This is a genomic window from Yoonia sediminilitoris (genome assembly GCF_003058085.1).
GTDB classification, from domain to species: Bacteria; Pseudomonadota; Alphaproteobacteria; order Rhodobacterales; family Rhodobacteraceae; genus Yoonia; species Yoonia sediminilitoris.
Genome location: NZ_QBUD01000015.1, coordinates 38,119 through 61,650, shown reverse-complemented (window position 1 = coordinate 61,650; position 23,532 = coordinate 38,119). Strand labels below are relative to the sequence as shown.

24 protein-coding genes are annotated in these 23,532 nt (G+C 59.0%); 19 read left to right on the top strand and 5 right to left on the bottom strand.

Going from position 1 to position 23,532, the window contains the following annotated elements:
- Nucleotides 1-7 precede the first annotated feature (7 nt).
- From C8N45_RS19755 to C8N45_RS19745, 3 genes are read left to right on the top strand one after another with little or no spacing between them, the layout of a single operon-like run.
- Nucleotides 8-1,207 carry an ABC transporter substrate-binding protein gene (locus tag C8N45_RS19755; protein WP_108388275.1) on the top strand — a complete coding sequence of 400 codons (1,200 nt, stop codon included), beginning with the start codon at nt 8-10 and terminating at the stop codon, nt 1,205-1,207.
- A gap of 14 nt (nt 1,208-1,221) precedes the next feature.
- Nucleotides 1,222-2,916: an ABC transporter permease gene (locus C8N45_RS19750; RefSeq protein ID WP_108388200.1), complete on the top strand. Its 1,695-nt coding sequence runs from the start codon at nt 1,222-1,224 to the stop codon at nt 2,914-2,916.
- Nucleotides 2,909-3,541, top strand: a complete 633-nt coding sequence (locus C8N45_RS19745; RefSeq protein WP_108388198.1) for an ATP-binding cassette domain-containing protein — start codon at nt 2,909-2,911, stop codon at nt 3,539-3,541. Before C8N45_RS19750 ends, C8N45_RS19745 begins: the two co-directional genes overlap by 8 nt.
- Before the next feature lie 241 nt (nt 3,542-3,782).
- Here C8N45_RS19745 and C8N45_RS19740 read toward each other — a convergent pair whose 3' ends face one another.
- From C8N45_RS19740 to crtD, 3 genes are all read right to left on the bottom strand, one after another.
- Nucleotides 3,783-4,493, bottom strand: coding sequence for a hypothetical protein (locus C8N45_RS19740; RefSeq protein ID WP_108388196.1), 711 nt, complete (start codon nt 4,491-4,493; stop codon nt 3,783-3,785).
- Between the two features lie 132 nt (nt 4,494-4,625).
- Nucleotides 4,626-5,450 (bottom strand): carotenoid 1,2-hydratase, encoded by an 825-nt coding sequence (gene crtC, locus C8N45_RS19735; RefSeq protein WP_511260349.1) that lies wholly within the window; start codon nt 5,448-5,450, stop codon nt 4,626-4,628.
- A complete protein-coding gene (gene crtD, locus C8N45_RS19730; protein WP_108388194.1) occupies nt 5,447-7,009 on the bottom strand; it encodes a 1-hydroxycarotenoid 3,4-desaturase CrtD in 1,563 nt (520 codons plus the stop codon). Before crtD ends, crtC begins: the two co-directional genes overlap by 4 nt.
- A gap of 89 nt (nt 7,010-7,098) precedes the next feature.
- Here crtD and C8N45_RS19725 point away from each other — a divergent pair, with 89 nt between their 5' ends.
- The 15 genes from C8N45_RS19725 (at nt 7,099) to C8N45_RS19660 (ending at nt 20,612) form a co-directional block, all read left to right on the top strand.
- Entirely contained in the window at nt 7,099-7,980 is an 882-nt protein-coding gene (locus tag C8N45_RS19725) for a polyprenyl synthetase family protein (protein ID WP_108388192.1), read from the top strand.
- Nucleotides 7,980-9,119 (top strand): methyltransferase, encoded by a 1,140-nt coding sequence (locus C8N45_RS19720; RefSeq protein WP_108388190.1) that lies wholly within the window; start codon nt 7,980-7,982, stop codon nt 9,117-9,119. Before C8N45_RS19725 ends, C8N45_RS19720 begins: the two co-directional genes overlap by 1 nt.
- Nucleotides 9,120-9,234: 115 nt before the next feature.
- Nucleotides 9,235-10,173: a chlorophyll synthesis pathway protein BchC gene (gene bchC / locus C8N45_RS19715; protein WP_108388188.1), complete on the top strand. Its 939-nt coding sequence runs from the start codon at nt 9,235-9,237 to the stop codon at nt 10,171-10,173.
- The gene (locus tag C8N45_RS19710) at nt 10,170-11,174 is read left to right on the top strand and encodes a chlorophyllide a reductase iron protein subunit X (RefSeq protein ID WP_108388185.1); all 1,005 of its coding nucleotides are present in this window, start codon (nt 10,170-10,172) and stop codon (nt 11,172-11,174) included. The genes bchC and C8N45_RS19710 overlap by 4 nt, the downstream gene beginning before the upstream one ends.
- On the top strand, nt 11,161-11,301 hold the full coding sequence (locus C8N45_RS23325; protein WP_168769531.1) for a hypothetical protein: 141 nt from the start codon (nt 11,161-11,163) through the stop codon (nt 11,299-11,301). Before C8N45_RS19710 ends, C8N45_RS23325 begins: the two co-directional genes overlap by 14 nt.
- The gene (gene bchY, locus C8N45_RS19705; RefSeq protein WP_108388183.1) at nt 11,291-12,883 is read left to right on the top strand and encodes a chlorophyllide a reductase subunit Y; all 1,593 of its coding nucleotides are present in this window, start codon (nt 11,291-11,293) and stop codon (nt 12,881-12,883) included. The genes C8N45_RS23325 and bchY overlap by 11 nt, the downstream gene beginning before the upstream one ends.
- Before the next feature lie 73 nt (nt 12,884-12,956).
- Nucleotides 12,957-14,417 carry a chlorophyllide a reductase subunit Z gene (gene bchZ, locus C8N45_RS19700; protein WP_108388181.1) on the top strand — a complete coding sequence of 487 codons (1,461 nt, stop codon included), beginning with the start codon at nt 12,957-12,959 and terminating at the stop codon, nt 14,415-14,417.
- Nucleotides 14,414-14,638, top strand: a complete 225-nt coding sequence (gene pufQ, locus C8N45_RS19695; protein ID WP_108388179.1) for a cytochrome PufQ — start codon at nt 14,414-14,416, stop codon at nt 14,636-14,638. The genes bchZ and pufQ overlap by 4 nt, the downstream gene beginning before the upstream one ends.
- Nucleotides 14,639-14,782: 144 nt before the next feature.
- The gene (pufB, locus tag C8N45_RS19690; RefSeq protein ID WP_108388177.1) at nt 14,783-14,938 is read left to right on the top strand and encodes a light-harvesting antenna LH1, beta subunit; all 156 of its coding nucleotides are present in this window, start codon (nt 14,783-14,785) and stop codon (nt 14,936-14,938) included.
- Between the two features lie 15 nt (nt 14,939-14,953).
- Nucleotides 14,954-15,109 carry a light-harvesting antenna LH1, alpha subunit gene (gene pufA / locus C8N45_RS19685; protein ID WP_108388175.1) on the top strand — a complete coding sequence of 52 codons (156 nt, stop codon included), beginning with the start codon at nt 14,954-14,956 and terminating at the stop codon, nt 15,107-15,109.
- 125 nt (nt 15,110-15,234) lie between these two features.
- Nucleotides 15,235-16,065: a photosynthetic reaction center subunit L gene (pufL, locus tag C8N45_RS19680; protein ID WP_108388173.1), complete on the top strand. Its 831-nt coding sequence runs from the start codon at nt 15,235-15,237 to the stop codon at nt 16,063-16,065.
- Nucleotides 16,066-16,078: 13 nt separating this feature from the next.
- Entirely contained in the window at nt 16,079-17,008 is a 930-nt protein-coding gene (gene pufM, locus C8N45_RS19675; RefSeq protein WP_108388171.1) for a photosynthetic reaction center subunit M, read from the top strand.
- 11 nt (nt 17,009-17,019) lie between these two features.
- A complete protein-coding gene (gene pufX, locus C8N45_RS19670; RefSeq protein ID WP_108388169.1) occupies nt 17,020-17,256 on the top strand; it encodes an RC-LH1 core complex protein PufX in 237 nt (78 codons plus the stop codon).
- A 186-nt stretch (nt 17,257-17,442) separates the two neighbouring features.
- On the top strand, nt 17,443-19,365 hold the full coding sequence (gene dxs / locus C8N45_RS19665; protein ID WP_108388167.1) for a 1-deoxy-D-xylulose-5-phosphate synthase: 1,923 nt from the start codon (nt 17,443-17,445) through the stop codon (nt 19,363-19,365).
- A 431-nt stretch (nt 19,366-19,796) separates the two neighbouring features.
- Nucleotides 19,797-20,612: a HupA family protein gene (locus tag C8N45_RS19660; protein WP_108388165.1), complete on the top strand. Its 816-nt coding sequence runs from the start codon at nt 19,797-19,799 to the stop codon at nt 20,610-20,612.
- Between the two features lie 99 nt (nt 20,613-20,711).
- On the opposite strand, the gene C8N45_RS19655 is transcribed toward C8N45_RS19660, so the two are convergent.
- Together C8N45_RS19655 and C8N45_RS19650 are read right to left on the bottom strand one after the other, a co-directional pair.
- On the bottom strand, nt 20,712-21,818 hold the full coding sequence (locus C8N45_RS19655) for a THUMP domain-containing class I SAM-dependent RNA methyltransferase (RefSeq protein WP_108388163.1): 1,107 nt from the start codon (nt 21,816-21,818) through the stop codon (nt 20,712-20,714).
- A gap of 105 nt (nt 21,819-21,923) precedes the next feature.
- Nucleotides 21,924-22,679: a class I SAM-dependent methyltransferase gene (locus C8N45_RS19650; protein WP_108388161.1), complete on the bottom strand. Its 756-nt coding sequence runs from the start codon at nt 22,677-22,679 to the stop codon at nt 21,924-21,926.
- 63 nt (nt 22,680-22,742) lie between these two features.
- Here C8N45_RS19650 and gloB point away from each other — a divergent pair, with 63 nt between their 5' ends.
- Nucleotides 22,743-23,519, top strand: a complete 777-nt coding sequence (gloB, locus tag C8N45_RS19645; protein WP_108388159.1) for a hydroxyacylglutathione hydrolase — start codon at nt 22,743-22,745, stop codon at nt 23,517-23,519.
- The last annotated feature ends 13 nt before the right edge of the window (nt 23,520-23,532 follow it).

Sequence of the window (23,532 nt, the reverse complement as noted above, 5' to 3'; positions counted from 1 at the left end):
GACCTTGATGAAACACCTCGCGCTTACGGCCGCTTTGATGGCCCCTTTGCCGGCATTGGCCGACGTAGACCCTGCCGATTGGGACGCCGTGCAAGCCGCAGCGCAGGGCCAGACGGTTTATTGGAATGCTTGGGGCGGGTCCACGACCACGAATGATTTCATCGCATGGGTCGGCGAAAGGGTTGCCGCCGAATTTGGCGTCACGCTTGAACATGTAAAGCTGACCGACACCGCCGATGCCGTCACCCGCGTCTTGTCAGAAAAACAGGCGGGCGAAAATGACGATGGCGCCATCGACATGATCTGGATCAACGGTGCCAACTTTGCTGCCATGAAAGAGGCAGACCTGCTGTTTGGCCCCTATGCCGAACAATTGCCCAACTGGGCGTTGGTCGATGTAGAGAGCAAGACTGTGCAAACCGACTTTACCGTCCCTGTCGAAGGCTACGAAAGCCCTTGGGCAATGGCGCAGGTCGTCTTTGACTATGATACCGACCGGATGAAGGAACCCCTTGGATCCATGGCGGAACTGCTGGAATGGACCGCTGCAAACCCCGGTCGCTTTACCTATCCGCAGCCACCTGATTTTCTGGGGACGACGTTCCTCAAACAGGTCCTTGTCGATGTTCTGCCTGACGCATCGGTCTTGTCTGCGCCCGCGACTGACGAAACCTATGACGAGGTGGCGCAGGTCCTTTGGGCCTATCTTGATGAGTTGACACCAAATCTGTGGCGGCAGGGCAAGGCATACCCCGCGACCGGCACCGCGATGTTCCCGTTGATCGCGGACGGCGAGCTGGACCTGTCGATTTCCTTCAGCCCTGGTGCGGCCTCTACCGCCATTGCCAATAACGAACTTCCCCCAAGCGTGCGGACCTTTGTGCTGGACAAAGGCACCATCGGGAACGCGTCGTTTGTGGCAATTCCCTATAACTCCGGCTCGAAGGAAGGCGCGATGGTTGTCGCAAATTTCTTGCTTTCGCCGGAAGCGCAGGCACGCGCGCAAGATCCGGAAATCCTTGGGTATGGCACAGTTCTGAACATGGATGCCCTCGCGCCCGAAGATCGCGCAGTGTTTGATGCGCTGGATCTTGGTGTTGCGACCTTGTCGCCCGCTGAACTGGGCACGGTCCAGCCTGAGCCGCACCCAAGCTGGATGACGCGGATCGCCGATGATTGGGTCACGCGCTACGGGGTTGCCCAATAAGGCTTGCTGCCCAGATGAACAGCCGACGACTTCCCCCGGCCTTGCCCGTTCTGACATTGCTGGCCATGCTTGGCCCTGTTGTTGCGGGTCTCTGGGGGACGTTGCTGCCAGCGTTCGGACATCTGCCCGCTGCTGGCCTGACCGGCCCGTCGCTGGACCCTTTTGTTGAACTGTTTGACTGGGCCGGTTTGCCGCGTGCAGCAATGTTATCGGTCACGACAGGGCTTGGCGCGACGGCTGTATCGCTGCTGATTGTGACCTTGATTACCGCAGGCTGGTCCGGCACGCGGGCATTTCGGTTGCTTGAGCGAATGTTGTCGCCGCTTTTGTCAGTACCCCACGCGGCGGCGGCCTTTGGCCTTGCATTTCTGATTGCGCCGTCCGGTTGGCTTGCGCGTCTGGTGTCACCCGATCTGACCGGATGGGAGCGCCCGCTGGACCTGCTGATTGTGCAGGACACATGGGGGCTGACCATGACCGCCGGGCTGATCGCCAAGGAAGTGCCATTTCTGCTGCTGATTACCCTTGCCGCGCTCGGCCAGACCGATGCCAGCCGCAGTCTGGCTATCGCACAGGCGCTGGGCTATGGGCGGCTGACAGGCTGGCTCAAGACTGTGTTCCCACGCGTGTACGCGCAGATCAGGCCGCCCATTTATGTGGTGTTGGCTTATTCAATGTCGGTTGTTGATGTGGCCGTGATCCTTGGGCCGAATACGCCGCCAACGCTGTCGGTCCAGATCGTCAAACTGATGTCTGATCCTGATCTGGCCATGCGGTTAGAAGGAGCAGCGGGTGCCCTGCTGCAATTATCTCTTGTTATCGGTGCCTTGGTTGTGTGGCGGTTGGGCGAGGTTGCCATCGGTGCACTTGGCCGCCGCTGGATTGCGGCGGGTCATCGGGGCAGGCTGGACCCTGTCATACGGCAAACAGCACTTGGGCTTGGCATGATCTCTGCCCTGACCATCTTTCTCGGGATCGCGGTTCTGGCAATCTGGTCTTTTGCTGGATACTGGGGTTTTCCCGATGCTTTCCCTGATCAGCTGACCTTCAGGAACTGGCTGCGCCATGGACCCGGCACGCTTGAGGCGTTGGGCGAAACCGCCCTGATTGCGGTCACTGTGTCGCTGGTGGCTCTGATCCTGACAATCGGCTGTCTAGAGGCCGAATACCGCTATGGCCTGCCGGTGACCCAACGCGGGATCTGGCTGCTTTATCTGCCATTGCTGGTGCCACAGACGGCGTTTCTGCCGGGATTGCAGACCTTGATGTTGCAGGTCGGCGCAAACGAAGGACGATTGCCCGTGATGCTGGCGCATCTGGTGTTTGTCCTGCCGTATGTTTTCCTGTCTCTGGCGGACCCGTTTCGCGCATGGGACGTGCGGATGGGCACGGTCGCGGCTGCCTTGCGCGCCAGTCCCAACGGGGTCTTGTGGCGGGTGCGCCTGCCCATGCTGCTGGGGCCCATTCTGACGGCACTGGCGGTTGGTATGGCTGTCTCTGTCGGGCAGTATCTGGCGACTTTGCTGATCGGCGGCGGCAGGGTCGAGACGCTGACGACCGAAGCGGTGGCACTCTCTTCGGGGGGTGATCGGCGGGCAATTGGTGTGTATGGGCTGATGCAAACCGGAGCGGCGCTGGTGCCATTCACGCTTGCTTTGCTTATCCCCGCCTTGGTGTGGCGTAACAGAAGGGGTTTGTGGCGTGGATAAGGGTCTGTCGTTGCGCAATGTGGTGATTTCCAAGGATGGTGCGTCACTTGTGTCGGTCCATCATGACATCGCACCGGGGGACGTGCTGACAATCATGGGCCCGTCAGGTGTTGGCAAATCGACCCTGCTGGCCTTTATCACGGGCACATTGGCCCCTGCATTTGACGCGCAAGGCACTGTATGCATCGACGGGCAGGACATCACGCACGCGCCGCCGCACCGGCGCCGTGTGGGGATCTTGTTTCAGGATGATTTGCTGTTTCCGCATCTGTCAGTGGGGGCCAATCTGGCGTTTGGGCTGCGGCCGGGTGGGGCGCAATCAACCCGGCTGGAAAAAATCAACAACGCGTTGGATGAAATCGGGCTGTCCGGTTTTGCGGACCGTGACCCGGCGACATTGTCTGGGGGGCAGAAAGCGCGCGTTGCGCTGATGCGGATGCTGCTGTCAGAACCCTGTGGTCTTTTGCTGGACGAGCCGTTTTCCCGGCTGGATGCGGCATTGCGGGCGCAAGTGCGCGACATGGTCTTTGAAAGGGCCCGCGCGCGATTGTTGCCGGTGCTGATGGTCACCCATGATGCGGAGGACGCGCAAGCCGCTGGCGGTCAGATCATTACACTTGCTTGATTCGTCATGGGATGTGTTGCTTGCGATATCGGGATTGCCCATCAAATCACAGTGTCGGTCGTAACCCCTTGGGTAAGCAGGCATAGGTTGCTCGCCGACGCTTTCAGGTTGGCTGAAAATGCAACCTACCTTGTCAAAGACGGTTTCGCCACGTTGTCTTGTCTGGCTACCCTCGGGTCAGTGTTGATGAAGTGCTGCGCAGCGCGGCCATGGGTTGACGCCCGCGCAGCATTCGTCTGGTTCAGACAGGTTGCGCGATAGCACTTGCCGGGGATGGACCTTTGCGGCGGGCAAGAATGCCCGTGACCGCCAGACAAGTCAGAAGAAGCGGCAAACCAGCGGGCAGCGGAACCGTCGAGACTTCCGGATTGAACAAGAGCTTGTCACTGCCTTCACCTGCATTGACTTGCTGAAACCGCATTCCGGCGTCAAGGCTTTCTTCGATAAATGCAGCTTCAAATGCGGCTTCCAGCGCGGCCACCGTTCCGAAAGATCCCAGAGTCAGCGCGAATGAAAACATGTCCGATTGCCCCTCTGGCAAGGCGCTGTTCGCATTGCCGCCGTTGAAATCCCCATTGTCAGAAAAGGCAAGGTCAAGAGTCCCGAAAGGCGAGAAGGATGCATTCAACAATGTCGTATCAAGGAAACTGCCGATCACATACATTCCAGCGAACGCCACGCCGTCGAGCAGGTCAAAACCAAACCCTGTCAATTGGGACTCGGTTGCGCCACTGCCAAAGTCAGTCAATTCCGTTGTATTTGTAACGGTCACATCCACACGAGCGATACCATCGACAGCGCTGAAATCAAGCTGGACCTCACCCGATGCGCCGGTCGCCGGATCATTCGAAGAGCTACTGAACTCTGCAAAACTCAAGGTAATTGCGTGGGCACTGCCCGCAAAACACATGACTGCGAAAGCCGCAGCCGAAAACGTCCGATAAATATTCATAAAATTCCCCAAATCACCATATCAACAATCAAAACGGGCGACAAAAACCCGCTACACCTCTCTTTATTTTATGCTACGAATGGTTAAAGAGTCAAATCCTGACTTTGCCGGCAGACATTTATGTCATCAGCGTCACGGCCAAACGGCTCGTCGCGGAACGCGCGTGGCCAGCATAGATTTGATGATCGGGGATCGAAAGCGGTTCAGATCCAGAGCTTCGTGAACACCTGTCACCACCTCCCCATTCAATTGCGTCCGCACGGCAGAGCGGGAATAAAACGGCGCATCCAGCATATTCAGGACCTGTCGCGGCAAGATGCCGGCGTCGGCGCGGGTTTCGCGTCTGACCTGCCAGAGTGACCTTTTGAATGTGGTGCGCGGTGGTGCATCGACGATCTGCGCGTTGCCATCTGCGTCAAATGCAATGGCCGTGTCCAGCGTGCTGCCATCCCGCCGCACCGCATCATAAATGCAGGTGGCACCCGTCGCGGTGGGGTAGCGCCCCCATGTCCAGAAACTGAAATCTTCTTCAAGTGACCGCGTGCCAAAATTCGCATCGAAATAGCCGTGACCTGACCATTGCCAACCCTTGGCCTCCAGATCGACCTTGATATCGGACGAGGGCGCGAAGGGGCGCCAGATATGCGCGCCGTCTGGCGTCAGCGGCAATTCGACCGAAGACAGCGCGTGCGGTGTAATCGTGATCTGCCCGCGCACACGGCTGATCAGGGGAAAGCTGCTGACTTCATCGATATCAATGACAAGTTCATTGCCGGTCCACGACATGGACGAGGGGCCGACGTCGAACCGGTCTGCTGTCGTTTTCAGCGCATCGCGCCCCCGGTCGGTCATGGTGAACCGCCCGCCGGGTCCATAGGTGGCCACATTGATGCAACAATGATTGGTTGGGTCTTTGCGCCCCGACCACGCATACCACGGCGAAAAGACCGACCCTATAAACCCGATGAAAGAGACCGCTTTGGTCCCGCAATCGCTGATCCCGTCGATGTACCACCACGCGTAGCCGTTTGGCGGGACGTCAAGGTGGAAGCATGGTCGCTCATGATCGCCGCGGCCGCGTGCCGTGCGGAGAGTGTCGCCATCGGCACGCCCGCCCCCGGATGTGTGCCGCCCCCGCAAAGGTACAGCCCCGGTACTGCCGTCCGCGCTGTCGGGCGCTTGAAGGCCGCCGTCAGCCCGTGCGGGCTCCGCCCGTACAGGGAACCGAGGCTCGCTGGAAACAGCGCGTTGAACCCGTCCGGCGTGGTCAGCGCCTCTGGCCCCGGTGTTGGGCTGAAGCTGAGGCCGAAGTCCTGAAACCGGTTGAATATCTGTGTCTGACATGGCGGTTTTTCCTTTTGCGGGTCGCGCGGCACGGGCGGGCCGTTCATGATGATTTCAAATCGCTGCATGGCGTCAGGGGCTACTTGCCCATGATCCTGCGCACACAGATAAAGCGTGGCATCGGTGGGCATTTCATCGCGCGCAAGTGCTCCGAATTCGGCCTGCGGATCACGGGCGAAAAAGACCGTGTGATGGGCCAGCTCAGCGCCCTGTGGGATGGCCGCAAACGCATGCACGAACGCCGACAGGCTGCGCGGTTCGGTGCTGGCCGGTCCGACAGCTTCCTGTGGTACTGGCCCCAATAACCCCTTTGCCAGCGCGCGGGGGTCGCCGTTGAACAGCACGACATCGGCCGGGTAGTGGCGGTCGATCGTTTGCACACCGGTGATCTTGCCGTTTTGCCGGGTGATCCGGGTCACATGGATATTGCTGCGAATCTCGGCACCGTGGGCTTTGGCGCGCGATGCGATGGTTGCGGCCAGCCGGTGCATGCCGCCCTCCACGGTCCAGACGCCTTGCGCCTCTGCCTGCCAGATCAGCGCCAGAATCGCAGGCGACGCATAGGGCGATCCGCCCACATAAGTGGCGTAGCGCCCGAAAAGTTGGGCAAGGCGGGGCTCACCAAAGCTGGACTTCAACAGCCCCGCCAGCGATTTATGCGGTGCCATATCCCAGATCAGTTTTGGGTTGCGCATGACTTGTCTTGTCACCGCACTCTGGTCAGGCGCTTGCGTTTGCATCATTGGGCTATCGAAGGCATCAAACAGCCGTTTTGCCCGGTTGGAAAAGTTGGTAAATTCCCGTGCGGCCTTTGCCCCAAAGGCGCGGGCGACATTGTCTCGGCTTGTTTCTAGGTTGGCTGACAGGTCAAGTCGCGTCCCATCGTCCCAATAGTGACGGGCCAGTGTTTCAAGGGGCGTGAGCGTGATATGGTCGCCCAGCTCTTCACCGACGTCGGCAAACAGCGCCTCGAACACGGGCCGCATGGTCAGAACTGTCGGTCCTGCGTCTACTGGCCCTGCCTCTGATGGCACCGTGCGCATCTTGCCGCCGGGCGTGTCATGCATGTCAAGCACAGTCACGGCACAGCCCGCATGGGCCAGCCGCAATGCAGATGCCAGTCCCCCGATCCCGGCGCCGACGATGATAACATTTGGAGATTGGTCGCCCATAACGCTCCGTGATGCAGGTGTCTCTTTGGATTTACATTGACACATGTAAACTAAAATGGACACTATGAACAGTAACCTGGGAGACGCTTATGAAAATCTCTGACCGGATCGAAGCAGCCATGACCACGGCCATCAGGCAAGGGCAGGGCGGTATTGCGCCTGCAAAGCTGGCTGCGGCGCTTGATTATGCGGTGACTCCGGGCGGTGCCCGGATCAGGCCGACGATTCTGATGTCTGTTGCGATGGCCTGTGGCGATGATCGCCCGCCGCTTGCAGATGCGGCTGCTGTCGCACTTGAGGTGATCCATTGCGCATCGCTTGTACATGATGATTTGCCCTGCTTTGACGATGCCGACATGCGGCGCGGCAAGCCTGCCGTGCATCGCGCGTTTTCGGAGCCTTTGGCGGTGCTGACCGGTGACAGTCTGATTGTGATGGGGTTTCAGGTTCTGGCGGCGGCTGCGGGCCACACCCCGCACAGGGCCATTCAGCTGATCGATATTCTGGGCACCCGCACGGGTATGCCTTTTGGCATATGCGCGGGTCAGGGTTGGGAAAGCGAAAGCCAGATTGACCTGTCTGCCTATCATCAGGCCAAAACCGGTGCGCTGTTTATTGCGGCCACCCAGATGGGGGCCGTCGCAGCGGGCCAAGAGGCAGAGCCATGGGCCGAATTGGGTGCGCGCATTGGCGAGGCCTTTCAGGTCGCCGACGATCTTCGCGATGCCCTATGTGACGAGGACGTGCTGGGCAAACCGGCCGGACAGGATGATTTGCATGGTCGGCCGAACGCCGTGGCGTCCTTTGGCGTGCAGGGGGCTGTGCAGCGGTTTGACGATATTCTGGGCGGGGCGATTGCATCCATTCCCGCCTGCCCCGGCGAAGCGGCACTGGCCCAAATGGTCCGCGCTTATGCCGATAGGCTAGTGCCTGCTGGCGCGCGTCGCCGGTCGACCGTGCCCGGTGAATAATGGCCGATGTTGATCTGCCGGGGTCAAGCTATATGCGCGGCCCAAAGTCCGGCAGGACCGCATCGCGCCTGACCCGGCTTGTCGCCTCGCCCGGTTTTCAGAAATGGGCGGCCCGCTTTCCCTTGACCCGCCGCATCGTGCGCCGCGAAGGCGAGGCGATGTTTGATCTGGTCGCGGGTTTTTGCCACTCGCAAATATTACAGGCCTTGGTCAAGCTGGGCATCCCTGACCTGTTGCTCGCGCAGGAAATGTCGGCGGCGGCCCTTGCCGGAAAATTGGATGTGCCGCCCGACCGGATGAAAGTGCTGCTGTCGGGTGCTGTGTCGCTTGGGTTGCTCAAACAGCGCAAGGCGGGCGACTATGCATTGACGGTGCGCGGTGCCGCGTTGGCTGGTGTACCGGGCCTTGCCGGCATGATCGCGCATCATGATGTGCTTTATCGAGATCTTGCCGATCCGGTGGCGTTTTTCCGGGGTGAGGTGCAGACCGAACTGGCGGACTTCTGGCCCTATGTTTTTGGGGCGGGCGGTGCGACAGACCCGAACGTGACAGCCACCTATTCGCAACTGATGTCTGACAGTCAGGGTCTTGTCGCCGCTGATACGCTTGCAGCTGTGGATTTGTCTGGTGTCACACATCTCATGGACGTGGGCGGCGGCACGGGCGCCTTTCTGGCTGCGGTTGCAGATGCCTATCCGTCCTTGCCGCTGACCCTGTTTGATTTGCCGGCGGTCGTGCCCGCGGCGCGTGCCCGATTCGACGGGATGGCCCATGTCACAGTGGCGCCGGGGTCATTCCGGGACGACCCGCTGCCCCAGGGCGCCGACATGATCAGCCTCGTCCGCGTGCTTTATGATCATGCGGATGACACGGTTCTGGCGCTGCTGCGCGCAACCTTCGCGGCCTTGCCGCCCGGCGGTCGCATTCTGATCTCTGAACCCATGACCGGCGGCAAGGTCCCTGAACGGGCGGGCGACGCCTATTTCGCCCTTTACTGTATGGCGATGCGCACCGGATGCGCCAGGTCACCGGAACAGGTTTCCGGGTTGCTGAAGCAGGCCGGATTTCAGGCGATTAAACGCCCGGTCCCCGCCCGTCCCTTCGTCACTTCAGTCGTGCAGGGTGTAAAGCAAAGTTGACACTTTAAATGTCTAAAGTAATTGACACTGAGCGATGTCTGTTTAGACTGACAGTAAGATAAGGCGTCGCAGTTTGAGTTCCTTTTGGGACAAGCGCGACCAGCGGGAGAGGGTCTTGGACACAGCAGCCGTCATATTATCAGCACCTAGGGAACTAGCGATTGATACGATCGGGATTGCATCCCCGACGGCGGATGATCTTGTCGTCGATATCCATCACTCTGGCATCTCAACCGGGACGGAAAAGCTGTTTTGGACGGGCGAAATGCCCCCATTTCCTGGCATGGGATATCCTTTGATCCCCGGCTATGAGGCCGCAGGCGAGGTTGTCGAGGCCGGACCGGACAGCGGTTTTCGCGTCGGCGAGCATGTGTTTGTGCCCGGTGCCAGTTGTTACGACGGCGCGCATGGGTTGTTTGGTGCGGCCGCACAGCGGCTGGTGACGAAAGCATCGCGGGTTACAAGAATTGACCGTGGCTTCGGACCTGCCGGTGCATTGCTCGCACTTGCCGCGACGGCCCGTCATGCGATGGCCGGACCGAACAAGGCGGTCCCTGATCTGATTGTCGGGCATGGCGTTTTGGGTCGTTTGCTGGCCCGGCTAACGGTTGCCGCAGGTGCGCCTGCGCCGACCGTTTGGGAAATTGACCCAACCCGGATGGCCGGTGCAAAAGGCTATCAGGTCATCAGCCCTGACGCGGACGAACGCCGCGATTACAGGTCCATTTATGACGCATCCGGGCGCGGCGATCTGCTGAATGATCTGGTTGGCCGTATCGCAAAGGGCGGGGAGATTGTCCTTGCCGGTTTCTATACCGCACCACTGCAATTCGCCTTTCCGCCCGCCTTTATGAAGGAAGCGCGCTTTCGCATTTCGGCGGAATGGGCGGCTGACGACATGGTTGCAACCAAAGCTCTGGTCGAGGCTGGCGCGTTGGAACTGGCGGACCTGATCACACACACAAGTGCCGCGCGTGATGCGGCAGAGGCATACCAGACAGCCTTTACTGATCCGGCCTGCCTGAAAATGATATTGAACTGGGGAAGTCTATGAAAGACGAAGTGCCAAACCTGAAAGACTTTGACCAGCGCCTGCGGGATGAGGCTGCTCAGGAACCTTCGCTTGAGGTGCCGCAGGGTGCGCCGACGTCCAAGACCCAGATCATTGCGATTTACGGCAAAGGCGGCATTGGCAAGTCGTTCACGCTGGCCAACCTGAGCCACATGATGGCCGAAATGGGCAAGCGCGTCCTGCTGATCGGCTGCGACCCCAAGTCAGACACGACCAGCCTTTTGTTTGGCGGTAAGGCCTGCCCGACAATTATTGAAACCTCGGCGAAAAAGAAGATCGCCGGCGAAGAGGTCAAGATCGGCGACGTCTGTTTCAAGCGTGGGGGTGTCTTTGCGATGGAGCTTGGCGGTCCCGAAGTCGGGCGGGGCTGCGGTGGCCGCGGCATTATCCACGGGTTTGAACTGCTTGAGAAGCTCGGCTTCCATGATTGGGATTTTGACTATGTCCTCCTTGATTTCCTCGGGGATGTGGTGTGCGGCGGGTTTGGCCTGCCGATCGCGCGCGACATGGCGCAGAAAGTGATTTTGGTGGCCTCAAATGACCTCCAGTCGTTGTATGTTGCTAATAATGTCTGCTCCGCAGTCGAATACTTCCGCAAGCTTGGTGGTAACGTTGGGGTCGCCGGACTTGTCATTAATAAAGACGATGATACGGGCGAGGCTCAGGCATTTGCGCAAGCAACGGAAATCCCCGTTCTTGCCGCCATTCCCCAAGATGACGACCTGAGAAAGAAATCAGCGAATTATCAGATTGTCGGTACGCGCCAAAGCCAGTGGGGTCCGATGTTTGAAGGATTGGCCGAAGCCGTCGGTATCGCCCCTCCGGTGCGTCCAAAGCCGCTTGATCAGGACGGTCTGCTGGGCCTTTTCGATGCCAAGGATACAGGCGGGGATTATCAACTGGTCCCGGCAACTGACGTGGACATGCGCGGCAAGAATGCTGCCCCCAAGGAAAGCTTGGAGGTCATTTATGATGATGCCTGAGCAACAGACGGCCACCCTCGAGGAGGTCTTGCGGATGTTGGCGCGTGCCACACCCGGGCAAATCAAACGGCTGCGCGATCATATTGCGCAACTGCCCAAGAGCGAGATGCAACGCTATGACGCATGAAACTCAGGGATATGAAGTTGGCTATGATGAGGCTGGCAACGTCCAGATCATCGAAGGTGACGCGCGCCCTGATTTTGATGTGACGCCCGATGTCGGTCAAACTGCTCTGGATGGCGGATGCACAGCGGGCGCTGGAACGATGAAGGCAGCTGCCCGTGCCGCGGGCAAGTCCGATATTCTTGATCAATATGCCAAGGACTATCCGCAAGGCCCCCATGACCAACCGCAAAGCATGTGCCCCGCGTTTGGGTCTTTGCGCGTGGGCCTTCGCATGAAGCGGGTCGCAACGGTCCTGTCGGGTTCCGCCTGCTGCGTTTATGGGCTGACTTTCGTATCGCATTTCTATGGCGCGCGCCGCTCGGTCGGCTATGTCCCGTTCAATTCAGAAACGCTGGTGACTGGCAAACTGTTCGAGGATATCCGCGAGTCGGTCCACGATTTGGCGGACCCTGATCGGTATGACGCGATCGTGGTCACAAATCTTTGCGTGCCTACGGCGTCGGGCGTGCCTTTGCGCCTGCTACCAAAGGAAATCAACGGGGTGCGCATCGTGGGTATTGATGTCCCCGGTTTCGGCATCCCCACCCACGCAGAGGCCAAGGATGTCCTGGCCGGTGCGATGCTGAGTTATGCGCGCGAGGAAATCAAGGCAGGGCCGGTTGCCCGCCCGGACGGTGGCAAGTCGGATCGTCCGACCGTGGCGCTTTTGGGTGAAATGTTCCCGGCTGACCCGATGATGATCGGCGCAATGCTGGCCCCTCTTGGGCTGGCCGCCGGTCCCGTTGTGCCGACACGCGAATGGCGGGAACTATATGCCGCCCTTGATTGTGGTGCTGTGGCGGCGATTCATCCTTTCTATACGGCTTCTATCCGCGAATTTCAGGGCGCTGGTCGTCCTGTTGTCGGGTCAGCGCCGGTGGGTCATGACGGAACGGCGGACTGGCTTGCGGGGATCGGCGATGCATTCAATATCCCCAAGGATCAGGTAGCCGCAGCACAAAATGGCTTCTTGCCCGCGATCAAAGGCGCACTTGCGGGCGCGCAGATCAACGGCACGATCACGCTGTCGGGCTATGAGGGGTCGGAACTTCTGGTCGCCCGCCTACTGATCGAAAGTGGCGCGGATGTGCCCTACGTTGGCACCGCCTGTCCCAAAACGCCGTGGTCTGCGGCGGATGCGGAATGGCTGGCAGCAAAAGGCGTGAAGGTCAAATATCGCGCATCGCTTGAGGACGACCTTGCTGCGGTAGATGCGATCAAGCCGGATCTGGCGATTGGGACGACCCCGGTTGTTCAACACGCCAAGGAAGCGGGCATTCCCGCACTCTATTTTACAAACCTCATTTCGGCACGGCCACTCATGGGACCGGCGGGGGCTGGGTCCCTCGCCGAGGTAGTGAATGCAGCGATTGCTGGCAGGGAAAAGATGGACAAGATGCGTGCGTTTTTTGAAGGTGTGGGGTCTGAAGACACGGCGGGCGTCTGGGAACGATCGCCTAACCTGCGGCCCGATTTTCGGGCGCAGCACCAAAAGAAACTCGATAAACTGGCCCGCGCCGCCAAAGCGGAGCAGATGATATGATGAATTTTCTAGAAAATTCATGTGTCCAAAAATCTTCCGGAAGATTTTTCGCCCCGCAGCATGGGGGTGTCCCATGCTAGTCACCGATCATGATCGTGCAGGTGGATATTGGGGCGCGGTTTACGCCTTCTGTGCAGTCAAAGGCCTGCAGGTTGTGATTGACGGCCCCGTTGGCTGCGAAAATCTCCCTGTAACTTCTGTCCTTCACTACACCGACGGACTACCACCGCATGAACTCCCGATTGTCGTGACCGGCCTTGGTGAAACCGAGATGGGTGAGGGCACAGAAGAGGCCATGAAACGCGCCTGGGAAGTGCTTGATCCTGCTCTGCCCGCTGTCGTCGTCACCGGGTCAATTGCTGAGATGATCGGTGGTGGCGTCACACCGCAAGGGACTAATATCCAGCGTTTTCTGCCGCGCACAATTGATGAAGACCAATGGGAATGTGCGGACCGCGCGATGACCTGGATTTTCACCGAATTCGGCATGACCAAAGGCCGGATGCCCCCAGAAAAGAAGCGTGAAGAGGGTGCAGCACCGCGCGTCAATATTCTTGGCCCGATGTATGGCGCGTTCAACATGCCATCTGATCTGGCCGAAATCCGGCGGCTGGTCGAAGGGATCGGCGCAGAAGTCAATATGGTGATGCCACTGGGTGCCCATGTCGCCGAAATGCGCAATCTCGTGAATGCGGACGTCAACGTCACCATGTACCGCGAATTTGGGCGCGGGCTGTGCGAGGTGTTGGGCAAGCCCTACCTGCAGGCCCCTTTCGGGATCGACTCTACCACGAAATTCCTGCGCAAACTGGGCGAGTTGACGGGTCTGGACCCTGAGCCGTTCATTGAGCGTGAAAAACATTCGACCATCAAGCCGGTATGGGATTTGTGGCGGTCGGTCACGCAGGATTTCTTTGCCACGGCAGAATTTGCGATTGTCGCCAATGAAACCTATGCCCGCGGCGTGCGTCACTTCCTCGAAGGTGATCTGGGTTTCCCTTGTGCCTTTGCTGTTGCCCGCTGTCGCGGCAAAAAGACCAACAACGAAGAAGTGCGGCAGTTGCTGTACAGCAAACGCCCCCTGATTGTGTTGGGGTCGATCAACGAAAAAATGTATATGGCCGAGATGAAGGCAGGGCATGGCCCCAGCCCGGTATTCATCCCCGCCAGCTTCCCCGGTGCCGCGATCCGAAGGGCGACCGGCACGCCATTCATGGGTTACGCCGGTGCGACCTATGTGCTGCAAGAGGTCTGCAATGGCCTGTTTGATGCGCTGTTCCACATCCTGCCGCTGGGTACTGATATGGACGCCACCGAAGCGACCCTGACACCGCTGCGCCGCGATTTCCCGTGGGATGCCGACGCGCAGGCGAAATTGGATGAGATCGTGGCGACCCATCCCATTCTGACACGTATTTCTGCTGCCAAGACGCTGCGCGACGCAGCCGAACGGGCGGCCCTCGATGCCGGCAACGACCGGGTGGTCCTTGAGACCGTCGAGACATTGCAACCATCCTCAGGAGGACGGACATGACCGACTTTACAACAGATGCACCAGTCATGCGCGAGCGGCACGCGCCGCCAAAGCGGGAATATTATGCCTATTTTGCGCTGATCTTTCTAGCGACCCTGCCGCTGGCCTTTCTGACGTGGATGCTGACCGCAGCCCGCCGGATGGAACTGCCGGAAAAGGGGCCATTCGCCAAAGCATGGACACAGGCCCGGATCATCACACCGCATATTTTCAGCGCGTGATCCGGCCATTTGAAATTTGCCCGCAAGGGCATCGGACATTCGTCATTCCCCCCCGGGATGACGGATTGGGGCAGAGGAAGAGCTTCTGTCGTAACCCGGCCGCGGGGGGTGCGCGGCGTCAGTACCCAATTTTGGAGACAAAACATGGCTGACAAATCTGACCTGTCTTTCACAGGTCTCACTGACGAGCAGGCCCAGGAACTGCATTCGGTGTACATGAGCGGGTTCACGATCTTCACGATCGTTGCAATCGTTGCTCACTTCTTGACGTACATCAAGCTTCCTTGGTTCAGCTGGTAAGGAGAGGAAAAACACATGGCACAGTTCTACAAGATCTGGCTGGTTTTCGACCCACGCCGCGTTTTCGTGGCACAGGGCGTTTTCCTGTTCCTTCTCGCAGCGATGATTCACCTCGTCCTGCTGAGCAACGAAAGCACAAACTGGTTCCAGCTCGCCTTTGGCGCGCAATAACCGGCTTGCCGCAAAGACATAGCTACGGGCGAGTTCCTTTTCGCCCGTAGCAAACCGCATCTATTGACGATGACAGGGCGCGCCCGACCGGGGTTGCAGGGCCTGTCCATGATTGGAGTAGGAAGATGGCACAGCTCAGCTTCGAGAGAAAATACCGGGTCCGTGGCGGGACGTTGGTTGGCGGTGATCTGTTCGACTTCTGGGTGGGGCCATTTTATGTGGGCTTCTTCGGAGTCACGACGTTCTTTTTCGCCGTCCTAGGGACGATTTTGATTTTTTACGGGGCCAGCCAAGGCCCCACATGGAATCCGTGGCTGATTTCGATCAATCCGCCACCGTTGGAATACGGCCTTGGTGCCGCGCCTTTGCTTGATGGGGGCCTTTGGCAAATCATCACCATTTGCGCTATCGGTGCCTTTGTCAGCTGGATGATGCGCGAGGTGGAAATCTGCCGCAAACTGGGCATCGGATACCATGTGCCCTTTGCCTTTGGCGTCGCCATTCTGGCTTATGTCACATTGGTCGTGATCCGCCCCGTGTTGCTGGGCGCTTGGGGGCATGCGTTCCCGTACGGCATCTTCAGTCACCTCGACTGGGTGAATAACGTGGGCTACGCCTACGGCAACTTCCACTACAACCCCGCGCATATGATCGCTGTGACGTTCTTCTTTACGAACTGTCTGGCATTGGCGCTACACGGATCGTTGGTCTTGTCGGCTGTGAATACGGGCAAAGGCAACACCATTGCGTCCCCTGATCACGAAGACACCTACTTCCGCGATCTGATTGGCTATTCGATCGGGCCATTGGGCATTCACCGTCTGGGTCTTTTCCTTGCCCTGAGCGCCGGTTTCTGGAGCGCGGTCTGTATCGTCATTTCCGGCACCGTCTGGTTCGAGGAATGGATCGTCTGGTGGGACTGGTATTATGAACTGCCTTGGTGGCGGGATCTGTAGGAGGATATGAACAATGGCTGAATATCAAAACATCTTCACCCAGGTTCAGGTCCAGGGACCGCCTGAAATGGGGATCAACCCCCCAGACACCAACCCCGCGTCCGAGCGGATCGGCAATGGCAGGTTTTCGACCCTTGCCGGTTGGTTCGGTAACGCGCAGCTTGGGCCGCTTTACCTTGGCTCTTTCGGGGTGATCTCGCTGGCGACCGGCCTGATCTGGTTTGTTATGGTGGGCATGTCGTTCTGGGCGCAGGCCGATTACAATCCCGCAATTCTGCTGCGCGATTTGTTCTGGCTGTCGCTTGATCCGCCATCGCCGGGCTATGGTCTGTCCATGCCGCCGATGAACGACGGGGGCTATTTCATGATTGCCTCTTTCTTCCTGCTGATCTCGGTTCTGACATGGTGGGTCCGCACCTATCTGCGCGCCGAAGCGTTGGGCATGGGCAAGCATGTGGCATGGGCATTCGCCTCTGCGATCTGGCTGTTCCTTGTTCTGGGCCTTTTCCGTCCGATCCTGATTGGTGACTGGTCCGAGATGGTGCCTTACGGCGTGTTCTCGCACCTTGACTGGACAAACCTGTTCTCGATCACGCACGGCAACCTGTTCTACAACCCGTTCCATGCGCTGAGCATTGTGTTCCTTTACGGATCTGCGCTGCTGTTTGCGATGCATGGCGCGACCATTCTGGCGGTCAGCCGCTTTGGCGGCGAGCGCGAGATTGAACAGATCGTTGACCGCGGAACAGCCACCGAGCGTGCTGCTTTGTTCTGGCGCTGGACCATGGGTTTCAACGCCACGATGGAAGGCATTCACCGTTGGGCCTGGTGGTTTGCGGTCTTGACCACACTGACAGGTGGTATCGGTATCCTTTTGTCGGGCACCGTTGTCGATAACTGGTACGTCTGGGCGCAGGTCCATGGCTTTGCCCCAATGAACTAAGGAGAGAGTTGATGAGTGAAAAAGAAAACATCCTCGATCTGAGCGAAAAGAACAGGTTAACCGCCGACATCACCTTGTTGATGCTCAAGGGTGGTGGATATGCACTGGTCTTTTGTCTGGCGGTCTGGGCCGTGATTGCGGTGATCGCACTCATTGGTCGCGCACTGCCCGAGGAAAGCAGGGATACACCTGACCCGATCAACCGGTCGTCGCTCGAACTGATGGTCCAGCAAGACGACTATGCCTAGACCAGATAGGGCTGGGCAGCGCGCGACGCTGCTGCCCAACCTGCCGAAGTGTCGGACCTCCCTCCCTGGCTGGTCCTTCGCGAGGGGCTAAAGCCCCGTTCCCTTCCTGTTGGCTACAGGAGACTGGCGTCGCAAGTGGAGATTCTCCCCTTGCGGCGCCTTTTTCATAACTCAAAGGGTGCTGCCATGACCAATCTTCCGAAAACGCCATTTCTGGATGCCGTTGCAGGGCCGTCTGATTTGCGTCGTATGAATGATACAGCCTTGGCCAATCTGGCCGATGATGTGCGAGCCGAAGTGATTTCTGCGGTCTCTCAAACCGGAGGTCATTTGGGGTCCTCACTTGGTGTGGTTGAGTTGACCGTCGCCTTGCATGCGGTTTTTGACACGCCCAGGGACAAGCTGATCTGGGATGTCAGCCACCAGTGCTATCCGCATAAAGTTCTGACCGGACGCCGCGACCGGATCCGCACGCTGCGTCAGGAAGGTGGCTTGTCCGGTTTCACCAAACGCGCCGAAAGCGACTATGATCCGTTCGGTGCCGCGCACTCCAGCACCTCGATTTCCGCCGCGCTTGGTTTTACGGTGGGTCGCGACATGGGCATGGCGACCGGTGATGCGATTGCCGTCATTGGCGACGGGTCGATCAGCGCCGGCATGGCTTATGAGGCGATGAACAACGCGGGCCATGAAGGACGCCGACTGTTTGTCATTCTCAATGACAATGAGATGTCGATTGCGCCGCCCGTGGGGGCCATGTCTAAGTATCTTTCCAGCCTCTATGCCTCGCCCGTGGGTGACCTGCACAAAATGGCCGAAGGTTTCGAAGCCGCCTTGCCCGGTCCGTTCCGCGAACATGCCCGCCGCGCCCGCCAGATGGTGACGGGGATGCAGCCCGGCAATCAGGGAACCCTGTTCGAAGAGCTTGGCTTCAGCTACATCGGCCCGATTGACGGTCACGACATGTCGCAACTTCTGCCCGTGCTGCGTGCGGCCAAAACCCGCGCGACCGGTCCGGTGCTGATCCACGTCTGCACCACCAAGGGCAAGGGCTATGCCCCCGCTGAAAACAGCGCTGATTGCGGGCATGGGGTTTCGAAATTCGATCTGTCCACCGGTGCGCAGGCGAAATCCAAGCCCAATGCCCCTGCTTATACCAAAGTCTTTGGCACCGCCCTGACGGTCGAGGCGGGGCATGATCCCTCAATCGTCGCAGTGACCGCAGCGATGCCATCCGGCACCGGCGTGAATATCATGGGCGAGCGGTTTCCCGGACGCGTCTTCGATGTGGGTATCGCTGAACAGCATGGCGTGACCTTTGCCGCAGGCATGGCCGCCAGTGGTCTGAAACCCTTCTGCGCGATCTATTCCACCTTTCTGCAACGGGGCTATGACCAGGTTGTGCATGACGTGGCCCTGCAAAATCTGCCGGTGCGCTTTGCGATTGATCGTGCGGGTCTTGTCGGTGCCGACGGGCCAACCCATGCGGGTGCATTTGACATTGGCTATATGGCCGCACTGCCGAATATGGTCGTGATGGCCGCAGGCGATGAGTTGGAATTGATGCATATGGTCCGCACCGCTGCGGAGCATGACGCGGGCCCGATTGCCTTCCGCTATCCGCGGGGCGAGGGTGTGGGAATCGAGCTGCCCGAACGCGGTGAGCTGATCGAAATCGGTAAAGGGCGCATCGTGCAGGAAGGGTCCGACGTGGCGATCCTGTCCTTTGGGGCGCACCTGTCGGAATGTTGCAAAGCGGCAGAGGCGATGCAGGCCCAAGGCGTATCTGTGACCATTGCTGACGCGCGTTTTGCCAAACCGCTGGACCGCGACATGATCCGGCAGTTGCTGCGCAATCACCGCGCGCTGATCACCGTTGAACAGGGATCACGTGGTGGATTTGGTGCTATGGTGCTGCACGATCTGGCCAACGATGGCCTGCTTGACGGACGCTGCCAAATCCGCACGATGACATTGCCGGACCGCTACATCGATCAGGCCAGCCCTGACGCGATGTATGCCGATGCCGGGCTGACGGCTGTTGATATTGCCGCGACAGCGTTGCAGGCAGCAGGGGTCGAGATGAAGCGGACCCGCGCGCGGGTTTGACGTCAATTCGGCGTACAGACAGCGCAAATATTGCGTACATACGGTGTGATGTACGAACAAGGGTGCCATCTGCCAACGCCAATTTGCCTGCGTGCTACTTTTTGCGTTCGGGTTGATCGTCGTGGATGATTGACATGATAGGACAATTTTTCTGTTACCGATCATGCCATGGTGTTGTGCAATATACGCCGTGCGCCTTGCACCACCCGAGACGATGGAGGCTGATGCCGCGCCGGTCAGTTGCCCGCCCGTTCTTGCTCTTTAATGACACGGACGGCGTATTCCTCTAGCGTTGGCCCTAATTTCATAAGTTTTTTATTGAAGGTAGATTGTGATGAGAATAACTTTTTGCTGTCGGGCTCATTTTTCCACTTCTTGCAGCCTGCGGTGGGGGTGACTCTGATGTCAGCGGCGGCAATTCGGAAGACCGGGTGGGTACTGCATCTTTTGCCGCCATTTCGCGCCAGTCAGACACGCCTAAGACGGTCGAGACGGATACAGTGGGTGGCTTGGACATCCGCATTGTCGATCCTGTCTATGACCTGACCCTTGGGGGCCAAATCCGGGCGGTGCAAAGGCTTAATCGGGTCGAATCCCGCGATGTTCCCGGCTTTGAGGCCTATGTTGGAATCTATGAGTTCTTACCGCCTTTGTTTCTGGATGACGGGCGGATTGTGTTGTTCGAAGCTGAGGGCGATGCGACCGCCGCGCGCATTCTGCATCATGCCGATACCCCACCCGATCATCTGGACGCCTATGATGCGCAGCGTTTCTCGGACGGGGGCACGATGCCGTTGACCGGGACAGCGACCTACAACGGTGATTATGCCGGGTTCTTGCGTAGAACCACCAATGACCGACTGACCGAGTCCTATATTGCAGGGACGGTGAAGATTGATGTTGATTTCGCTGACGGGACTGCCGCAGGCGATATCACCAACCGGACACGTTTTCTTACAGCGAATGGCAGCCGCGCGGGTGAACTTGATGATGTGCGCCTTGGTGCCTTGAATTTTGCCAATGGCGCCTCTGTTGCAGGCGGCATCACCGAAGGCGGAAAACTGGCGCAGTCAAGCGCTGTCCCGGAAGGTGGTGACAGGTTGCAAGGCGGATGGGATATCCTGTTTGGCGGCGACGGCGCGCCCGAAGCGGTGGGCATTGTCGATATCGATCACGACTACGTTCAAGATGTCGGCGGCATTGGCGATGACTTTAACGAAATTGGTGTTTTTGCCGTGGGCCGATAGGGTCAAAGTCAATAGGGCGTGCATCGGTTTTGACGGGGCAGGACACTTCCCACGGTCTGCATCGCAGTTTCTGCACTCTCTCCCGCGCCGAAGAATGTGTCAGAGCGGTTCTGTCTGGAATAACCACACTTTCAATCCCCCGTGCGGGATCGGTGCGCCCTTGGGCTTGAAGGGCAGGCCGGTGGCTTTGGCCAGTCCTGCGTCGCTGGTGATGATCCCGACCCGCCAGCCGCTGAAACGGGCGCGCAGGGTTTCGCCAAGACTTGCGTAGAGACCATAGAGCAGTTTCGGATTGCCGATCCGCCCACCGTAGGGCGGGTTGCAGATGATCAGGCCGGGTGGCCCTGCGGGGCGCTGGATGTCGGACGCGCTGAGGTTTTCGAATGTGATCAGGTCTGCGACGCCTGCGCGTTCGGCGTTAGTCCGGCTCATCCGTACTGCCCCTGCGTCGCGGTCGCTGCCGTAGAAGTGCGCTGAGGTGCTGCGCGGCGTTGTCGTTTGCCGCATCTTGCCCCACGTGTCCGCATCAAAGCTGGACAGTTGTTCGAACGTAAAGCTGCGGGTGCGCCCGGGGTGCAGGCCCGCCGCCATTTCCGCGGCTTCGATCAGGAAGGTGCCGGAGCCGCACATCGGATCCAGAACCGGCGTGGTCCCGTCATAGCCACATTCACGCAGAAACAGGCTGGCAAGCGTTTCGCGCATCGGGGCTTTGCCCACCGCTTCCTTGTGGCCGCGTTTGTGCAGGCTTTCGCCGGAGGTATCGAGGCTGATCGTCACGCGGTTGTCGTCGATGCGCGCTTTGATGACCAACGCGGCGTCGGCGCTAATCTGATAACCTTGCGCCTGTAATGCGGTTTCAATCCGCTGGGTGGCGGCGCCTGCGTGGTAGATCTTGGACTTTCTGGAGGTGCTGACTTCGACCCGAACCGGAACATCGGTGCGCAGGGTGTCGCCCCACGGGAATTTGCGCGCCCGCTTGTCCAGTTGCGCCAGATGGAAGGCCATAAAACTGCCGACCCGTGCCAGCACCCGTGTCGCCCCGCGCATGGTCAGGTTGGCGCGCCACACGTCCTCCCATCCGCCGGTGATGGTCACGCCGCCCTGGGTGAGGGCGGCATCGTTGAAACCATTCTCCAACGCCTCGGCAAGTAGTGCTTTTTCCAGACCGGGCGTGGCGGTCAGATAGATTTCAAACGGCTGTGTCATGTGTTTGCAATAGGCGATGCAGGGCCTGTGCGCGAGCGAAATGTCGGGTCAGAAGTTGGATTGGAAACCGACCCTGCCAATGATTTCGGTGCTGGCAGCAGGCGGCTAGGCAGTCTCGGGCTTTGGTTTTTTCGCGCCCGCGATCCCTTCAAGCGCCTTGAGCGGGCGCTTGACAGCTTCGCCCAGACCGGGCCGCGTTGGCGCCGCGACTTGTTTGCTGACCTCAACCATCAGCACGCCTCCTGCGGCAAAAAATGGCAGGTTGTGCCCGACCTTTTCCAGCAGGCTCGCGGATTTGCGCCAGAGCCTGCGTGACGATGGCGGCTGATAAAGTGCGGATAGCGTGCGTTGGGTTACAAAGCGATGCTTGCGCAATTGTGCTTCGAGCTGGCCAAGCGAATAGGGCCGCCCGTAGCCGAAAGGCGTTGCGTCCGACCGTGACCAGATACCGGCGCGGTTTGGCACGATAAAGACCGCCCTGCCGCCGGGGCCCAGCACGCGCCATACCTCTTCCAGCAGCGCAGAGGGCTGTTCGGTGGTTTCAAGCCCGTGCAGCAACACCAGCTTGTCCACGTGACCGGTCTCGATCGGCCAGAGCGTGTCTTCGCAAAGAACGCTGTGATTTTGCCCTTCGGGTGGCCATGGCATCACCCCTTGCGGGCCGGGCATGAGGCCGATCACCCGCCGCGCATCCTTCAGGAAGGGGCGCAGCAGGGGCACCGCAAAGCCGAATCCGACCACCATCTGCCCTTTCGCTTCGGGCCAGACCGAAACCAGTTCATCCCTGATCACCTTTTGCGCGGCGCGCCCCAAGGCGCTCCGGTAGTAGAATTTTTGCAGATCAAGCACATCAAGGTGCATTGTGATTTGATCTCCGTTCAGCAAAGCTATGTTTTAAGAATAGCAACAGAACACCGGATTGCCATGACAAACGAAAATGTACCGCTTGAGTTGGTCACTGTACCGTGCCTGTCAGATAACTATGCGTTTCTGGTGCACAATAGTGTGACAGGTGATACCGCCCTGATCGATGCGCCGGAGGCAGCCCCGATCAAGGCTGTGCTGGACGCAAAGGGGTGGGCGCTGACCGATATCCTGATCACCCACCACCATTACGATCACATCGACGGGGTGGCAGAACTGAGGGACGGGGCGCGAGTGATTGGCGCCGCCGCAGATGCACATAGATTGCCACCGCTTGATATGTCGGTCAACGAAGGTGATATCATTCAGGTCTGCGGCGTTGATACCCATGTGCTTGATGTGTCCGGCCATACCGTGGGGCATATTGCGTATTACATGCCGGGCCCCAAATTTGTCTTTACCGCCGATAGCCTGATGGCGCTGGGCTGTGGCCGCCTGTTTGAAGGCACGCCGGAGCAGATGTGGCAAAGTATGCAGAAGCTGCGCGCCCTGCCCCCCGAAACGATGGTCTGCTCGGGGCATGAATACACCCAATCGAACGCGCGGTTTGCCTTGTCTATTGACCCGGGCAATGCGGAACTTATCTTAAGATCAGCGGCAATCGACAAGGCAAGGTCTGCCGGGCTGGCAACTGTGCCTTCGATACTTGCCGATGAAATCCGCACAAATCCGTTTCTGCGGGCTGACGATCCCGCTTTCAAGGCGGCACTGGGATTGTCCGATTTATCAGACGTGCAAATGTTTGCAGAGATTCGGGCAAGGAAGGACAAATTTTGACCAAGATACTGTG

Excerpts from the sequence above, each read along its gene's own strand:
- C8N45_RS19755 (WP_108388275.1), top strand. The coding sequence starts at position 8 with ATGAAACACCTCGCGCTTACGGCCGCTTTGATGGCCCCTTTGCCGGCA.
- C8N45_RS19750 (WP_108388200.1), top strand. The coding sequence starts at position 1,222 with ATGAACAGCCGACGACTTCCCCCGGCCTTGCCCGTTCTGACATTGCTG.
- C8N45_RS19740 (WP_108388196.1), bottom strand. The coding sequence starts at position 4,493 with ATGAATATTTATCGGACGTTTTCGGCTGCGGCTTTCGCAGTCATGTGT.
- crtD (WP_108388194.1), bottom strand. The coding sequence starts at position 7,009 with ATGGGCGACCAATCTCCAAATGTTATCATCGTCGGCGCCGGGATCGGG.
- C8N45_RS19725 (WP_108388192.1), top strand. The coding sequence starts at position 7,099 with ATGAAAATCTCTGACCGGATCGAAGCAGCCATGACCACGGCCATCAGG.
- C8N45_RS19720 (WP_108388190.1), top strand. The coding sequence starts at position 7,980 with ATGGCCGATGTTGATCTGCCGGGGTCAAGCTATATGCGCGGCCCAAAG.
- C8N45_RS19710 (WP_108388185.1), top strand. The coding sequence starts at position 10,170 with ATGAAAGACGAAGTGCCAAACCTGAAAGACTTTGACCAGCGCCTGCGG.
- C8N45_RS23325 (WP_168769531.1), top strand. The coding sequence starts at position 11,161 with ATGATGATGCCTGAGCAACAGACGGCCACCCTCGAGGAGGTCTTGCGG.
- bchY (WP_108388183.1), top strand. The coding sequence starts at position 11,291 with ATGACGCATGAAACTCAGGGATATGAAGTTGGCTATGATGAGGCTGGC.
- bchZ (WP_108388181.1), top strand. The coding sequence starts at position 12,957 with ATGCTAGTCACCGATCATGATCGTGCAGGTGGATATTGGGGCGCGGTT.
- pufQ (WP_108388179.1), top strand. The coding sequence starts at position 14,414 with ATGACCGACTTTACAACAGATGCACCAGTCATGCGCGAGCGGCACGCG.
- pufB (WP_108388177.1), top strand. The coding sequence starts at position 14,783 with ATGGCTGACAAATCTGACCTGTCTTTCACAGGTCTCACTGACGAGCAG.
- pufA (WP_108388175.1), top strand. The coding sequence starts at position 14,954 with ATGGCACAGTTCTACAAGATCTGGCTGGTTTTCGACCCACGCCGCGTT.
- pufL (WP_108388173.1), top strand. The coding sequence starts at position 15,235 with ATGGCACAGCTCAGCTTCGAGAGAAAATACCGGGTCCGTGGCGGGACG.
- pufM (WP_108388171.1), top strand. The coding sequence starts at position 16,079 with ATGGCTGAATATCAAAACATCTTCACCCAGGTTCAGGTCCAGGGACCG.
- pufX (WP_108388169.1), top strand. The coding sequence starts at position 17,020 with ATGAGTGAAAAAGAAAACATCCTCGATCTGAGCGAAAAGAACAGGTTA.
- dxs (WP_108388167.1), top strand. The coding sequence starts at position 17,443 with ATGACCAATCTTCCGAAAACGCCATTTCTGGATGCCGTTGCAGGGCCG.
- C8N45_RS19655 (WP_108388163.1), bottom strand. The coding sequence starts at position 21,818 with ATGACACAGCCGTTTGAAATCTATCTGACCGCCACGCCCGGTCTGGAA.
- C8N45_RS19650 (WP_108388161.1), bottom strand. The coding sequence starts at position 22,679 with ATGCACCTTGATGTGCTTGATCTGCAAAAATTCTACTACCGGAGCGCC.
- gloB (WP_108388159.1), top strand. The coding sequence starts at position 22,743 with ATGACAAACGAAAATGTACCGCTTGAGTTGGTCACTGTACCGTGCCTG.